The organism is Sphingomonas xinjiangensis (assembly GCF_014199255.1).
Taxonomy (GTDB): Bacteria; Pseudomonadota; Alphaproteobacteria; order Sphingomonadales; family Sphingomonadaceae; genus Sphingomonas; species Sphingomonas xinjiangensis.
Map to the genome: position 1 here is coordinate 363,296 of NZ_JACIJF010000001.1, position 13,747 is coordinate 377,042.

Annotated in this window: 13 protein-coding genes; 9 read left to right on the top strand and 4 right to left on the bottom strand. The window is 65.1% G+C overall.

The window, feature by feature from the left end:
• Positions 1-32: 32 nt before the first annotated feature.
• Together FHT02_RS01885 and alaS are read left to right on the top strand one after the other, a co-directional pair.
• On the top strand, positions 33-1,283 hold the full coding sequence (locus tag FHT02_RS01885) for a M24 family metallopeptidase (protein ID WP_184083641.1): 1,251 nt from the start codon (positions 33-35) through the stop codon (positions 1,281-1,283).
• A gap of 79 nt (positions 1,284-1,362) precedes the next feature.
• Positions 1,363-4,026 (top strand): alanine--tRNA ligase, encoded by a 2,664-nt coding sequence (alaS, locus tag FHT02_RS01890; protein WP_184083642.1) that lies wholly within the window; start codon positions 1,363-1,365, stop codon positions 4,024-4,026.
• Between the two features lie 47 nt (positions 4,027-4,073).
• On the opposite strand, the gene FHT02_RS01895 is transcribed toward alaS, so the two are convergent.
• The gene (locus tag FHT02_RS01895; RefSeq protein WP_184083644.1) at positions 4,074-5,849 is read right to left on the bottom strand and encodes a cation:proton antiporter domain-containing protein; all 1,776 of its coding nucleotides are present in this window, start codon (positions 5,847-5,849) and stop codon (positions 4,074-4,076) included.
• 88 nt (positions 5,850-5,937) lie between these two features.
• On the opposite strand from FHT02_RS01895, the gene FHT02_RS21300 reads away from it, so the two are divergent.
• The gene (locus FHT02_RS21300; protein ID WP_221239292.1) at positions 5,938-6,102 is read left to right on the top strand and encodes a hypothetical protein; all 165 of its coding nucleotides are present in this window, start codon (positions 5,938-5,940) and stop codon (positions 6,100-6,102) included.
• 116 nt (positions 6,103-6,218) lie between these two features.
• Here FHT02_RS21300 and FHT02_RS01905 read toward each other — a convergent pair whose 3' ends face one another.
• Together FHT02_RS01905 and FHT02_RS01910 are read right to left on the bottom strand one after the other, a co-directional pair.
• A complete protein-coding gene (locus FHT02_RS01905; protein ID WP_184083648.1) occupies positions 6,219-7,442 on the bottom strand; it encodes an NADP-dependent isocitrate dehydrogenase in 1,224 nt (407 codons plus the stop codon).
• Positions 7,443-7,522: 80 nt separating this feature from the next.
• Positions 7,523-8,143: a class I SAM-dependent methyltransferase gene (locus tag FHT02_RS01910; protein WP_184083650.1), complete on the bottom strand. Its 621-nt coding sequence runs from the start codon at positions 8,141-8,143 to the stop codon at positions 7,523-7,525.
• Between the two features lie 201 nt (positions 8,144-8,344).
• Between FHT02_RS01910 and FHT02_RS01915 the strand changes: the two genes are divergently transcribed.
• Together FHT02_RS01915 and pssA are read left to right on the top strand one after the other, a co-directional pair.
• Positions 8,345-9,073 carry a phosphatidylserine decarboxylase gene (locus tag FHT02_RS01915; RefSeq protein ID WP_184083652.1) on the top strand — a complete coding sequence of 243 codons (729 nt, stop codon included), beginning with the start codon at positions 8,345-8,347 and terminating at the stop codon, positions 9,071-9,073.
• A 96-nt stretch (positions 9,074-9,169) separates the two neighbouring features.
• The gene (gene pssA / locus FHT02_RS01920; RefSeq protein WP_184083654.1) at positions 9,170-10,000 is read left to right on the top strand and encodes a CDP-diacylglycerol--serine O-phosphatidyltransferase; all 831 of its coding nucleotides are present in this window, start codon (positions 9,170-9,172) and stop codon (positions 9,998-10,000) included.
• On the opposite strand, the gene FHT02_RS01925 is transcribed toward pssA, so the two are convergent.
• Positions 9,933-10,154, bottom strand: coding sequence for a hypothetical protein (locus FHT02_RS01925; RefSeq protein ID WP_184083656.1), 222 nt, complete (start codon positions 10,152-10,154; stop codon positions 9,933-9,935). The genes pssA and FHT02_RS01925 overlap by 68 nt on opposite strands.
• Positions 10,155-10,435: 281 nt before the next feature.
• On the opposite strand from FHT02_RS01925, the gene rpsB reads away from it, so the two are divergent.
• The 4 genes from rpsB (at position 10,436) to frr (ending at position 13,726) form a co-directional block, all read left to right on the top strand.
• Complete coding sequence (gene rpsB, locus FHT02_RS01930; protein WP_184083658.1) at positions 10,436-11,272, top strand: 30S ribosomal protein S2; 837 nt, start codon at positions 10,436-10,438, stop codon at positions 11,270-11,272.
• Positions 11,273-11,354: 82 nt separating this feature from the next.
• On the top strand, positions 11,355-12,287 hold the full coding sequence (gene tsf, locus FHT02_RS01935; RefSeq protein ID WP_184083660.1) for a translation elongation factor Ts: 933 nt from the start codon (positions 11,355-11,357) through the stop codon (positions 12,285-12,287).
• A gap of 141 nt (positions 12,288-12,428) precedes the next feature.
• On the top strand, positions 12,429-13,151 hold the full coding sequence (gene pyrH, locus FHT02_RS01940; RefSeq protein ID WP_184083662.1) for a UMP kinase: 723 nt from the start codon (positions 12,429-12,431) through the stop codon (positions 13,149-13,151).
• Between the two features lie 17 nt (positions 13,152-13,168).
• Positions 13,169-13,726, top strand: a complete 558-nt coding sequence (gene frr / locus FHT02_RS01945) for a ribosome recycling factor (RefSeq protein ID WP_184083664.1) — start codon at positions 13,169-13,171, stop codon at positions 13,724-13,726.
• Positions 13,727-13,747 lie beyond the last annotated feature (21 nt).

A 13,747-nucleotide genomic window follows, 5' to 3' on the forward strand; every position in this document is an offset into this window, starting at 1 on the left:
CGCTTCGGCAGCCGAATTCAGAGGAGATTTCGATGCCGCTCACCACGCGCCGGCAAATGCTGACCGCCGCTGCCGCGCTGCCGCTGCTCGGGGTTCCGTCAGTGCTTCGCGCCGCCGAGCCCGACCTGTCAGCGCTGCGCGACATCACTGGCGACACCGTGCCGATTCCGCTGGAAGAGCGCCGCGCGCGCATTGCCAAGGCGCAGTCGCTGATGAAAGCGGCGGGGATTGGCGCGATCCTGGTCGAGCCGGGATCGTCGCTGCTGTATTTCACGGGTTTGCGCTGGGGGCGCAGCGAGCGGCTGACCGCGCTGGTGCTGCCGGTGGAAGGCGAGCCGTGCATCGTCACGCCGTTTTTCGAGGCGCCGCGCACCCGCGAGGGGCTGGTGATCCCCGCAGACATCCGCGTGTGGCAGGAGCATGAGGATCCGCTGACGCTGGTCGCGGGGTTCTTGCGCGACCGCAAGCTGAGCGGCCGGCCGGTGGGCGTGGAAGAGACGGTGCGGTTCTTCGCGGTCGACGGCTTGCAGAAGCAGGGGCTGCGTGTCGTGTCGGCCAATCCGGTGGTGCGCGGCTGCCGGATGATCAAGTCGCCGGCGGAGATCGCATTGATGCAGAAGGCGACCGACGTGACGATCGCCGCCTATCGCTTCGTGCATCCGCGAGTGGAGCGGGGAATGACTCAGCGCGACATCGCCGCCTTGATGGACGCCGCAACAGTGAAGCTGGGCGGGGAGCCGGAGTTCAGCCTGGTGCTGATCGGCGAAGGGGCGGCCTATCCGCACGGGACCCGGACGCCATCGGACGTCGCGGCCGGGCGCATCGTGCTGATGGACTGCGGCTGTGCGGTGCAGGGCTATCAGTCGGACGTGTCGCGTACCTTTGTGCACGGAACGGCGTCGGCCGAGCAGCGCAAGGTGTGGGACCAGGTCGCGCGCGGGCAGAGGATCGCGTTCGAGGCGGCCAGGATCGGCGTGCCGACCGGCCAGGTCGACGATGCGGTGCGGCGCTACTATGCCACGCTTGGCTATGGGCCGGACTATGCGTTGCCCGGGCTGTCGCACCGCACCGGCCATGGCATCGGCCTGGACGGGCACGAACCGGTCAACCTTGTGCGGGGCGAGACGACTCGTCTTGCGCCGGGGATGTGCTTTTCCAACGAGCCCGGGATCTACATCCCGGGGAGCTTCGGCGTGCGGCTGGAGGATTGCTTCCACATGACCGCGCAGGGGCCGCGCTGGTTCAGCACGCCGCCGCGATCGATCGACGCGCCGGTGGGGTGAGAGACGGCGGTAAGAAGCTTTGGCGCAGGCATCACCGTTTCACTTGAGCGCAGCCGCGGCACCGCTTAAGTCGCAAGCCATGACGTCGACCAACGATATCCGCCGCTCCTTCCTCGACTATTTCGAGGGCCAGGGTCATGCCCGCGTGCAGAGCGCGCCGCTCGTGCCGCACAACGACCCCACGCTGATGTTCGTGAATGCGGGCATGGTGCCGTTCAAGAACGTGTTCACCGGACTGGAGACGCGGCCCTATTCGACGGCGACGTCGAGCCAGAAGTGCGTGCGCGCCGGCGGCAAGCACAACGATCTCGACAATGTCGGCTATACCGCGCGGCACCACACCTTTTTCGAGATGCTGGGCAATTTCTCGTTCGGCGACTATTTCAAGGAACAGGCGATCACCCATGCCTGGACCCTGCTGACCAAGGTGTGGGGCATTCCGGCCGAGAAGCTGGTGGTCACCGTCTATCACACCGACGAGCAGGCGGCGGATCTGTGGAAGAAGATCGCCGGGTTGCCCGAGCACAAGATCATCCGGATCGCGACCAAGGACAATTTCTGGGCGATGGGCGCCGATGGCCCGTGCGGGCCGTGTTCGGAGATCTTCTACGATCACGGCGAGCACATTTATGGCGGCCCTCCCGGAAGCCCAGAGGAGGATGGTGACCGCTTTGTCGAGATTTGGAACCTGGTGTTCATGCAGTTCGTGCAGGAAGCCGACCAGATCGTCGGCGACTTGCCGCGGCCGTCGATCGACACCGGCATGGGGCTGGAGCGGATCGCCGCGGTGCTGCAGGGCGTGCACGACAATTACGACACCGACACCTTCCAGGCGCTGATCGCTGAAAGCGGCGCGCTTACCGGCGCCGCCACGACGGGTGAGAACCAGGCGAGCCACCGCGTGATCGCCGACCATCTGCGCGCGTCGGGCTTCCTGGTCGCCGATGGGGTGCTGCCCGCGAACGAAGGCCGCGGCTATGTGCTACGCCGGATCATGCGCCGGGCGATGCGGCATGCGCATATTCTGGGCGCCAAGGACCCGTTGATGCACCGCATGGTGCCGAGCCTGGTGGCGGAGATGGGTGCGGCGTTCCCGGAGTTGGTGCGCGCGCAACCGCTGATCGAGGCGACCCTGCTTCAGGAGGAGACTCGGTTCCGCAAGACGCTGGCCAACGGGCTGCGCCTGCTGGACGAAGCGACCGTGGGTATGGGCGAGGGCGCGACGCTGCCCGGCGAGACGGCGTTCAAGCTGTATGACACGTTCGGTTTTCCGTACGACCTGACGGAGGACGCGCTGCGTTCCAAGTCGATCGGGGTGGATCGGGGGGGCTTCGACACGGCGATGGCCGAACAGAAGCGCGCCGCGCGCGCAGCCTGGAAGGGATCGGGCGAGAAGGCCTCGGACGAGCTGTGGTACGACATCGCCGACGAGTTCGGCGGCACCGAGTTCACCGGCTATGCCGCCGAGCAAGGCGAGGGCGAAGTGCTCGCGATCCTGAAGGACGGTGTCCGGGTGGAGCGGGCGGCGCAGGGCGACCGGGTGTCGGTGGTAGTCAACCAGACGCCATTCTATGGCGAAAGCGGTGGTCAGGTCGGTGATGCCGGGACGGTCACCAGCGACAAGGGGCTGCACGCCACGGTCAGCGATACGCGCAAGTATCTGGGCCGCGTGTGGTCGCACGAACTGAGCGTCGACGCTGGCGAGATTGCCGTGGGCGACGCGGTGCACCTGAGCGTCGATCATGCCCGCCGCGGCGCCATCCGCGCCAACCATAGCGCCACGCACCTGCTGCACGAAGCGTTGCGCGAGCGGCTAGGCACCCATGTCGCGCAGAAGGGCAGTCTGGTCGCGGCCGAGCGGCTGCGGTTCGATTTCTCCCAGCCGACGGGGATGTCCGCCGAGGACATCGCGAAGGTTGAGGCGGACGTAAATCACCATATCCGCGCCAATGGCAGCGTGGTGACGCGGCTGATGACGCCCGACGAGGCGATCGAGGAAGGCGCGATGGCGCTGTTCGGCGAAAAATATGGCGATGAGGTGCGAGTGGTGTCGATGGGCACCAACGACGATGGCAAGACCTATTCGCTCGAGCTGTGCGGCGGCACCCATGTGAACGCGCTGGGCGAGATCGGCCTGTTCAAGATCGTCGACGAAGGGGCGTCGTCGTCGGGCATTCGCCGCGTCGAGGCGCTGACCGGGGAGGCCGCGCGGCAGTGGCTGGCCGCGCGCAACCAGAAGCTGCGCGACACTGCCGCCGTCCTCAAATCCTCGCCAGATGAAGTGCCGGCGCGTGTCGCCAGCCTGGTCGAGGAGCGCCGCCGGCTGGAGCGCGAACTCGCCGAGGCGAAGAAGGCTCTAGCGATGGGCGGTGGCACCGGGGCGGCGCCGGCAGGCCCTGAACAAGTCGGGGGCGTGAACTTCGTCGGCCAGGTGCTGGACGGGCTGGAGGCCAAGGCGCTTCGCGGTGCGGTGGACGACGCCAAGCAGCGCATCGGATCGGGCGTGGTGGTGCTGGTCGCCACCAATGACGGGCGTGCATCGGTGGCGGTCGGCGTTACCGACGACCTGATCGCCAACCAGAGCGCAGTCGAGCTGGTCAAGCGCGCGGTCGCGGCACTGGGCGGGCAGGGTGGCGGTGGCCGTCCGGACATGGCCCAAGGCGGTGGCCCAGACGCGGGCAAGGCGAACGAAGCCGTCGCCGCCGTGCGTAGCGCGTTGGAAGCGCAGCGTGCCGCTGCCTGATTGATGCCGATCCGCTTCCAGGGGAAGCGGATCGGCTCAGCCTTCGCCTATTCCTTCGCGTCGCTCATGCGACTGCGGCGGAGCCGCGGATCGCGTTCCAGTCCGGCGGCAAGGCGAATCGACTTGCGCATCTCGTCGCGTTTTTCGTGGATCGAGGCGATCACCGGGCCGACCGCCATGCCGAGATCGACCAGCACCGCTTCCGACAACTGCAACGAACTCTCCAGCGTCTCTGGCACGGCGTCGGTAACCCCGGCGCGGTACAGTTCGGCGGCATGCGCCGCGTCACGGGCGCGGGCGATGATCGGCAGATCGGGCACCCAGGCACGTACCCGCTTGGCGAGCCGAACCGTCAGCACCGGATCGTCCATGGTGAGGATCAGCGCCTTGGCATGGCCAAGCCGTAGCTGATCGACCAATTCGGTGCGCGTGACATCACCGAACAGCACGCGATACCCGTCGCGGCGCGCCGCGTTCACATTGTCGATGTCGGCATCCACTGCCAGCAGCGGCAGGTTGTGCCGATTGAGCATGTCGGCGACGGTCCGGCCGACCCGGCCGAAGCCTATGATCACTGCTCCGGGACCGGCCTCGTCGACCAGGGTATCGGTGCCGTCGGTGGGCGTCGACCCCTCGATCAGGCGCGAGATCGTCTGTCCTGCCTTGGCGAGCAGCGGAGTTGCGGTGAGCCCGATCGCGGTGACGGTGGTCCAGAATGCGCCGGTTCCCGGCGCGATCAGCCCTGCGGCGCCGGCGACGCCCAGCACGATCAGCGTGGTTTCGGACGGACTGGCCATCAGCACGCCGGTTTCCGCCGCGGTGCCGGTCCGTGCGCCGGACAGCTTCAACAGCCCCATGGTCACGGCGACTTTCACCAGCATCACCAGCATTGTCGCGCCGAGCAACGCTCCCCAATTCTCACCGACGAAGCGCAGGTCGAGCCGCATGCCAACGGTGATCAGGAACACTCCCAGCGCCAGCCCCTTGAATGGGGCGGTGATGGCCTCAACCTCGCCGTGATACTCGGTCTCGGCAATCAGCAGCCCTGCGATCAAGGCACCGACGATCGGCGACAATCCTGCCGCGGCAGTCGCCAGGCTCGCGACGATGACGACCAGCAGGCTGGCGGCGAGGAACAGCTCCGGGCTTTTGGTACGCGCGGCCTGTGCGAACATCCGCGGCAGCAGGAACCGGCCGCCCACGAACAGCACGGCGACCGTCATCACCCCGGCACCCAATGTCTGCAGCAGGCCCCACATGCCGGCGTCGCCCGCCGACGGCGCCAGCGCGCCAAGCAGGAAGATAATCGGCACCAGCGCCAGATCCTCGAACAGCAGCATCGCAAAGGCGGCGCGACCGACCGCGCTGGTGGTGCCGGCGATCGGGATGACCAGCGCCGTCGAGGACAGCGCCAGCGCAAGACCGAGGCCGATCGATCCGCCCGTGCTGAGCCCGGTAAGGTAGAAGGCGCCGCCCAGGATAAGCCCGGCGCCCAGCAACTCCGCCGCGCCAACGCCGAAAACAAGCGCTCGCATCGCCCAGAGCCTGCGAAAGGACAGTTCCAACCCGATGGAGAAAAGCAGGAGGATGATGCCGAATTCTGCGAAGGGTTCGATCGAGTGAACGTCCGAGATCGTGAAATAATAGAGCCATGGGCTTTGTCCGACCAAGGCGCCCAGACCCGAAGGCCCCACCAAAACGCCCACAAGGATGAAGCCGATGACCGGACTGACGCGGAAACGAGCAAAGGCCGGGATCACCAGCCCTGCCGCGCCGAGGATTACGAGGGCGTCGCTGAGACCACTGTTCTGAAGGGTGAGCATTGTTGTATCTAAACGGCTGATTGCGACATTGTCATGCGGCAGATGTGCAAGAGACGGAGCTTCACATCGTCGGGGCAGCCCGGCGAGCATGGTTGCCGGGTTGTTGTTCGCCTGCGCCGGGGTGCGGACGCTGGCGGTCGAGAAGCATGCCGACTTCCTGCGCGATGTTCGCGGCGACACGGCGCATCCCCGCCAGACTGATCGGCACGGGGATACGGCCGGAACATGTGCGCTCCCCGGCGCCCATCGTTGAAACGAAGAGCGTTGCAGTGGGATTGGCGGCGATCCTCCTGCGTCGCGCCGCGGGCAAAAAGAAAGCGCGGGAAGCGTTGCCGCCCCCGCGCTTTCCTGCGATCCTTCAGCTGTGGCTTACTGCCAGCTGCCCATCGCGGTTTCGAGGTTGACGCGGATCGCCTCGAAGAACTGCTCAGTGGTCATCCAGGCCTGGTCCGGCCCGATCAGCAGCGCAAGATCCTTGGTCATCTTGCCGCTTTCGACAGTCTCGATGCAGACGCGCTCGAGCGTTTCGGCGAAGCGGACGACGTCGGGCGTGTTGTCGAACTTGCCGCGATATTTGAGACCACCGGTCCAGGCGAAGATCGACGCAATCGGATTGGTCGACGTCGCCTTGCCCTGCTGGTGCTGGCGATAGTGGCGCGTGACAGTGCCGTGCGCCGCCTCTGCCTCGATCGTCTTGCCGTCGGGCGACATCAGGACGGAGGTCATCAGGCCGAGCGAGCCGAAGCCCTGTGCGACCTGGTCCGACTGCACATCGCCGTCATAGTTCTTGCACGCCCAGACGAACTCGCCGTGCCACTTGAGCGCCGAGGCGACCATGTCGTCGATCAGGCGGTGCTCATAGACGATGCCGGCTGCCTGGAACTTCTCCTTGAAGCCTTCGGTCTCGAACACTTCCTGGAACAGGTCCTTGAAGCGGCCGTCATAGGCCTTGAGGATGGTGTTCTTGGTCGACAGATATACCGGCCAGCCCAGGTTGAGACCGTAGTTCAGCGACGAGCGCGCGAAATCGCGGATCGAGTCGTCCAGATTGTACATCGCCAGCGCGACGCCAGCGTCCTTGAAGTTGTACACCTCGCGGTCGATCTTCTCGCCATTTTCGCCTTCCCACACCAGGCGCAGCTTGCCGGCGCCGGGCACCTTGAAGTCGGTCGCGCGATACTGGTCGCCGAACGCGTGACGGCCGACGACGATCGGCTTGGTCCAGCCCGGGATCAGGCGGGGCACGTTGGAGATCACGATCGGCTCACGGAAAATCGTGCCGCCCAGGATGTTGCGGATCGTGCCGTTGGGCGACTTCCACATTTCCTTGAGGCTGAATTCCTCGACGCGCTGTTCGTCGGGGGTGATCGTGGCGCACTTCACGCCGACGCCGTACTGCCGAATCGCGTTTGCCGAATCGATCGTGATCTGATCGTTGGTCTCGTCGCGCTTCTCGACCGAGAGATCGTAATATTTCAGGTCGATATCGAGATAGGGGAGGATCAGGCGCTCGCGGATCCACTGCCAGATGATCCGCGTCATCTCGTCGCCGTCGATCTCCACGACCGGCGTTGCAACCTTGATCTTCGACATGGGCTCGCTCGTCCTTGTGTGTTTTTGGTCGAGCGAGCGTCTAGGAGGATGGTGGAGGGGGATCAAGCGCCCTCAGGCGCTTACTCCTTCCAGGCCCACCACAGCTGGGCCGGCGGGATGTTCCACCACTCGACCTCATGATCGATCTTGGGCCAGTGCGGAGTCAGGAAATTCCGCACCTTTGGATTGTACTGATATACGAGGAAGGCGCCGCCCGGCCGCAGGACCTGGTGGGTCGCTTTGGCGATCTGCTCGCCCACCCCCGGCGGGAGCGTCGAGAAGGGCAGGCCCGACGTGATGTAATCCGCCTGGTCGAAGCCATGTTCGTTGACGATGCGCTGCACGTCCGCGGCCGAGCCGAGCACGGCGAAGAAGCGCGGATCGTCGATCGTCGCCCGAAGGTAGTGGATGAAGTCGGGGTTGGTGTCGATCACCACCAGCTTGGCGTCCGGACCGAGATGCTCAAGGATCGGGCGCGTGAAGGTGCCCACGCCGGGACCATATTCGACGAACAGCTTGCACTGATCCCAATCGACCTTGGAGATCATGTGCCGCACCAGCCGCTGCGATGAGGAGGCGACCGCGCCCACCATCACCGGGTTCTTCAGGAATCCCTTGAGGAACATCACCCAGGGCGAAGGCACGCCGGCCGCACGGGCACGGGAGCGACGGCGCTTCGCGGCAGCAGTCGATGCGGGCATGAACTTCCTTTGAATGTCGTGACGAACGTGGTGCAATCGCCTGCAAAAAAGCGAACGAACATGCAAGCGGGGCGGTTGCATTATTTGCAGACGGGTGCGGCAGACGGAGTGGGTTGCGGCCGACGTGAATGCCTGAGTGACGGGTGTGCCGGCGGAATCACGAACCTAGGAAAGTGCGCCATACCCCGCTACACCGGGGATATGGCATCGCTAGACAAGCCTCCCGTCGGCACGACAACGGCGAGATGGCGCTTTCCCGACATTCACCCCGAAGGCCGCAAATATGTGCTGATCGCCGGCGCGATCGCGTTCCTGAGCTTGTTCGTGTGGGACTTCATAACCTGGCCGCTGGTGTTTCTGACGGTCGGCGTCGCGGCGTTCTTCCGCGACCCCGTCCGCGTCACGCCGCAAGGAGAGGGGCTGATCGTGTCGCCGGCGGATGGGCTGATCACCATGATCGAGCGCGTGCCGTTGCCGCCCGAACTGCGCGGGCCACAAGCGCTGGGCGAAGCGCGGATGGTGCGGGTGTCGGTATTCATGAGCGTGTTCGACGTCCATGTGAACCGCACCCCCATCGCGGGTACGATCCGCCACGTCATCTACATCTCCGGCAAGTTCATGAACGCCGACTTCGACAAGGCCAGCGACGAGAATGAGCGCCAGCACTTCGTGGTCGAGGACCGGGCCGGGTTGCGCGTCGGCTTCACGCAGATCGCGGGACTGATCGCGCGGCGGATCGTCGCCTTTACCAAGGCAGGCGACATGGTCGTCGCCGGGCAGCGGATCGGACTGATCCGGTTCGGCAGCCGAGTCGATGTGTTTCTGCCAGAGGGATATGCCGCCGAAGTGGCACTGGGCCAGCGCGCCATTGCCGGCGAAACGATCCTCGCCCGCCGTAGCGGCACCCAGGCCGTTGGCGTCGCGCAGTGACGCGCGGCGTGCGGCAGTGCCTTTCTGGCTTATCGAACCGGAGAGCCGAAGCAGGTGACCGGCGACATTCATCGTTGATCCACGGAGCAGATCTGCATGCGTGAACCCAGGCTCGGCCGCTCGCCACGGGGCATGCGGTTCGCCAACTCGGCGCGCGGCATTCCCCTGCGCGCCGTGCTTCCCAACACGGTAACCGCGCTGGCGCTGTGTTCGGGGCTGACCGCAATCCGATTTGCGATGATCGGCAAATGGGAGCTGGCGGTGCTGATGGTGCTGGCCGCCGCGGTGCTGGACGGGGTGGACGGGAAGATCGCTCGGCTCGTGCGGGCGGAGAGCCGTTTCGGCGCGGAGCTAGACAGCCTGTCCGACGCGATCTCGTTCGGCGTGGCGCCGGCGCTAATCCTGTACCTGTGGTCGCTAAACGCGCTTGGGCGCTTCGGCTGGCTGGTGGCGCTGCTTCTTGCGCTGTTCTGCGCGCTGCGGCTCGCGCGCTTCAACGCAAATATCGACCAGAAGCACCAGCCACATAAATCGGCTGGCTTCCTGACCGGGGTTCCGGCCCCGGCAGGCGCGCTGCTGGCGCTGACGCCGCTGTATCTGTGGCTGTGGACCGGCGAGCCGCGGCTGAACGCGCCGGCGATCGTGGCGCCCTGGACCGTGATGGTCGCGATCCTGATGATCTCCAGCGTTGCCACCTTCGCGCCGACGATTCGATTGAAGCAAAATGTGCGGTTCGAAGCGGTGGCGGTGCTGGTGGTGTTCGTCGCGGCGCTGGTATCGGCGCCCTGGCCCACCCTGGCAGTGATGGCGCTCGCCTATCTGGCGGCCATCCCCTTCAGCATCCGCAGCTATCGCCGGATCAGGCGACTGCGCGCTGTGGTGGGGACGGGCGGATCGGCATCCGTGCCGGCATCGCCCGCACCGTAACCCGGCTGAGGCGCGGCGGCAGGGCGGGGAGGATGCTGACCGGCCGCGCCAGTTCGGCGAAACGGTGGAGCTGCGGACGCACGCTTGCGAACAGCGTCCAGATCGAGGCAGCGAACACCGCCACGAACAGCAGATAAGTACCCAATATAGCCATGAACAGACTCCCGTACGCGCGGCGACACGAACCGACCGTGCCAAGAACTTAATGATTCCAACGCGCTAGCTTAGAGTGGCGTTCCATACCCCTCATCTGAACTCTTTATGTTCCGTTAACGTTCCTGCTGTCAATGTCTTTGTTCTCTTTTGTTCTCCTTGCCTGCTGGTAGCGCGTCGGCTAAGGCGCGCGCTTCAACCCGCATGGGAAGCATCATAAGCCGGTGCCAGGAACCCCTGGTCACTCGCTTCCCAGAGGCTCAACCGGAAGGAGTTATCCCTATGGCGGCACCCGTCGTCTCCATGCAGCAGCTGCTCGAATCGGGCGCGCATTTCGGCCACCAGACGCACCGCTGGAACCCGAAGATGAAGCCCTACATCTTTGGTGATCGCAACGGCGTTCACATCATCGACCTGTCGCAGACCGTTCCCCTGTTCGCGCGCGCGCTTGAGTTCGTGTCGTCCACCGTCGCTTCGGGCGGCAAGGTGCTGTTCGTCGGCACCAAGCGCCAGGCGCAGGAGCCGATCGCCGATGCCGCGCGTCGCGCAGGCCAGCACTTCGTCAACCATCGGTGGCTGGGCGGCATGCTCACCAACTGGAAGACCATCAGCAACTCGATCAAGCGCCTCAAGACGCTTGAAGAGCAGCTTTCGGGCGACACCGTCGGCCTGACCAAGAAGGAAGTGCTCCAGCTTACCCGTGAGAAGGACAAGCTCGAGATGTCGCTGGGCGGCATTCGCGACATGGGCGGCGTTCCCGACATCATGTTCGTGATCGACGCGAACAAGGAAGAGCTGGCGATCAAGGAAGCGAACACGCTGGGTATCCCGGTCGTGGCGATCCTCGATTCCAACGTCTCGCCCGACGGCATCGCGTTCCCGGTTCCGGCGAACGACGACGCCAGCCGCGCTATCCGCCTGTATTGCGAAGCGATCGCCATCGCGGCGACCCGTGGCGGCCAGGACGCGATGCGCAACTCGGGCTATGACTTCGGTGCTGCCGAGCAGCCCCCGGTCGAGGAAGCGCTGAGCGCGCCGGCACAGAGCGAGCCGGAAGCACCCGCAGCGGTCACCGAAGTGAACCAGTCGGTGGAAGGTGAGCGTCAGATCGACGCCTAATCGCCTCGTCATCGAACCGTAATCGGGGCGGGGCAGGGCGCAAGGCACTGCTCCGCCCGAATTTTAACTGAAGGATAGAAACATGGCCGAGATCACTGCAGCAGCCGTGAAAGAGCTCCGCGAAAAGAGCGGCGCCGGCATGATGGATTGCAAGAAGGCGCTCAACGAGTCGGGCGGCGACATGGAAGCCGCCGTTGACTGGCTGCGCACCAAGGGCCTGGCAACGGCCGCCAAGAAGTCCAGCCGCACTGCGGCCGAGGGCCTTGTCGGCGTTGAAGTCGCCGGCACCAAGGGTGTCGCCGTCGAAGTGAACTCGCAGACCGACTTCGTCGCGAAGAACGAGATCTTCCAGACCTTCGTGCGCGACGTGACCGCCGTTGCAATGGCGATCGGCGACGATGTCGAAGCGATCAAGGCCGCCAAGCTGCCCGCCGGTACCGTCGAAGAAGTGCTGACCAGCAACATCTCGACCATCGGCGAGAACCAGGTGCTGCGCCGCGCCAAGAAGATCGAAGTCAGCAAGGGCGCGGTGATCCCGTACGTTCATAACGCCGCCGCTCCGGGCCTCGGCAAGATCGGCGTGCTTGTCGCGCTGGAATCCGATGCCGGTGCCGACGTGCTCGAGCCGCTGGGCAAGCAGATCGCGATGCACATCGCCGCTGCGTTCCCGCTGGCGCTGTCGGTCGAAACCCTCGACCCCGACGTCGTCGAGCGCGAAGCCGCGATCTTGCGCGAGAAGAACGCCGAGAAGATCGTCGGCAAGTCCGACGAAGTGGCGCAGAAGATCCTCAACGGACCGATCGAGAAGTTCAAGAAGGAAAACGCGCTGCTGACCCAGGCGTTCGTCATGGACGGCAAGACGCCGGTGCAGGACGTGATCGCGCAGGCCGGCAAGGAAGCCGGCACGACGATCACGCTGACCGACTATGTCCGCTTCCAGCTCGGCGAAGGCATCGAGAAGGAAGAAAGCGACTTCGCCGCCGAAGTGGCAGCGACGGCCGGCCTGACCAAGTAACACCAGCATCCTACGACAGGATGCCGGGGCGGCGCGGCCTGCGTCGGACCTCCCCGGCATCTCTGCTTGTTCCGGCGGCGCGGCACCTCTAAGGTTCGCGCCGCTTCGCTATCTGCGCCCTCCTTCGAATCTAAGGCTCCAATGACCGCTCCGCGCTTCCAACGAATCCTGCTCAAATTGTCCGGCGAGGTGCTGATGGGGCAGGGGCAGTTCGGGATCGATCCCGCCACCTGCGACCGCGTTGCCGCGGAAGTGAAGGAGGCGACCGAGACCGGGCTGGAAGTCTGCATGGTCGTGGGGGGTGGCAACATTTTTCGCGGCCTGGCCGGCGCGGCGCAGGGGTTCGACCGCGCCAGCGCCGATTATATGGGTATGCTGGCAACGGTGATGAACGCACTCGCCATGCAGAACGCACTTGAGAAAGTGGGCGTCCAGACGCGCGTGCAATCCGCGATTCCGATGGCCAGCGTATGCGAACCCTATGTCCGTCGCCGGGCCGAGCGCCATATGGAAAAGGGCCGCGTCGTGATCTTCGCCGCCGGCACCGGGCTGCCATTCTTCACCACCGACACCACCGCCGCGCTGCGCGCTGCCGAAATGAACTGCGACGCACTGTTCAAGGGAACGTCGGTCGACGGCGTCTACGATGCCGATCCCAAGAAAGTGGCCAGTGCGACGCGCTACGACACGCTGAGCTATGATCGCGTGCTTGCCGACAATCTGAAGGTGATGGATGCGTCGGCCGTCGCGCTGTGCCGCGACAACCATATCCCGATCGTGGTGTTCAACATCCGCGAGGGCGGCAACCTTGCCGCCGTGCTGCGCGGTGAGGGCACCTCGACGATCGTCCAAACTCAAGCTTGAATGAACAGGAGCCGATAATGGCCGCTTACGACAAAGCCGATATCGAACGCCGCATGGCCGGTGCCGTCGAATCGTTGAAGCATGACCTGGCGGGTCTCCGCACCGGCCGCGCCTCGGTCAACCTGCTCGATCCTGTGACGGTGGAGGTTTATGGCGCGCATATGCCGCTGAACCAAGTGGCAACCGTCTCGGCGCCCGAGCCGCGCATGCTGTCGGTGCAGGTATGGGACAAGACTAACGTCGGTCCGGCCGACAAGGCGATCCGCTCGGCGGGCCTTGGCCTGAACCCGATCGTCGACGGACAGACGCTCCGCCTGCCGATCCCCGACTTGACCGAGGAGCGCCGCAAGGAACTCGCCAAGCTGGCCAGCCAATATGCGGAGAAAGCACGCATCGCGGTCCGCAACGTCCGCCGCGACGCCAATGACAGCCTTAAGACCGACGAAAAGAAGGGCGTGTTCGGCGAGGACGACCGCAAGCGCCTTGAAACGGAAGTCCAGAAGCTGACCGACGCTACCGTCGCGGATATCGATGCCGCGACTGCCGCGAAGGAAAAGGAAATTCTCAACAAGTGATGCTCCGGCATCGCCTTGTCT

Bases quoted from the DNA above. Each gene is read 5' to 3' on its own strand.
- rpsB (WP_184083658.1), top strand. From the start codon at position 10,436: ATGGCGGCACCCGTCGTCTCCATGCAGCAGCTGCTCGAATCGGGCGCG.
- FHT02_RS01915 (WP_184083652.1), top strand. From the start codon at position 8,345: ATGGCATCGCTAGACAAGCCTCCCGTCGGCACGACAACGGCGAGATGG.
- pssA (WP_184083654.1), top strand. From the start codon at position 9,170: ATGCGTGAACCCAGGCTCGGCCGCTCGCCACGGGGCATGCGGTTCGCC.
- FHT02_RS01885 (WP_184083641.1), top strand. From the start codon at position 33: ATGCCGCTCACCACGCGCCGGCAAATGCTGACCGCCGCTGCCGCGCTG.
- frr (WP_184083664.1), top strand. From the start codon at position 13,169: ATGGCCGCTTACGACAAAGCCGATATCGAACGCCGCATGGCCGGTGCC.
- pyrH (WP_184083662.1), top strand. From the start codon at position 12,429: ATGACCGCTCCGCGCTTCCAACGAATCCTGCTCAAATTGTCCGGCGAG.
- FHT02_RS01905 (WP_184083648.1), bottom strand. From the start codon at position 7,442: ATGTCGAAGATCAAGGTTGCAACGCCGGTCGTGGAGATCGACGGCGAC.
- FHT02_RS01895 (WP_184083644.1), bottom strand. From the start codon at position 5,849: ATGCTCACCCTTCAGAACAGTGGTCTCAGCGACGCCCTCGTAATCCTC.
- alaS (WP_184083642.1), top strand. From the start codon at position 1,363: ATGACGTCGACCAACGATATCCGCCGCTCCTTCCTCGACTATTTCGAG.
- FHT02_RS01910 (WP_184083650.1), bottom strand. From the start codon at position 8,143: ATGCCCGCATCGACTGCTGCCGCGAAGCGCCGTCGCTCCCGTGCCCGT.
- tsf (WP_184083660.1), top strand. From the start codon at position 11,355: ATGGCCGAGATCACTGCAGCAGCCGTGAAAGAGCTCCGCGAAAAGAGC.
- FHT02_RS01925 (WP_184083656.1), bottom strand. From the start codon at position 10,154: ATGGCTATATTGGGTACTTATCTGCTGTTCGTGGCGGTGTTCGCTGCC.
- FHT02_RS21300 (WP_221239292.1), top strand. From the start codon at position 5,938: ATGGTTGCCGGGTTGTTGTTCGCCTGCGCCGGGGTGCGGACGCTGGCG.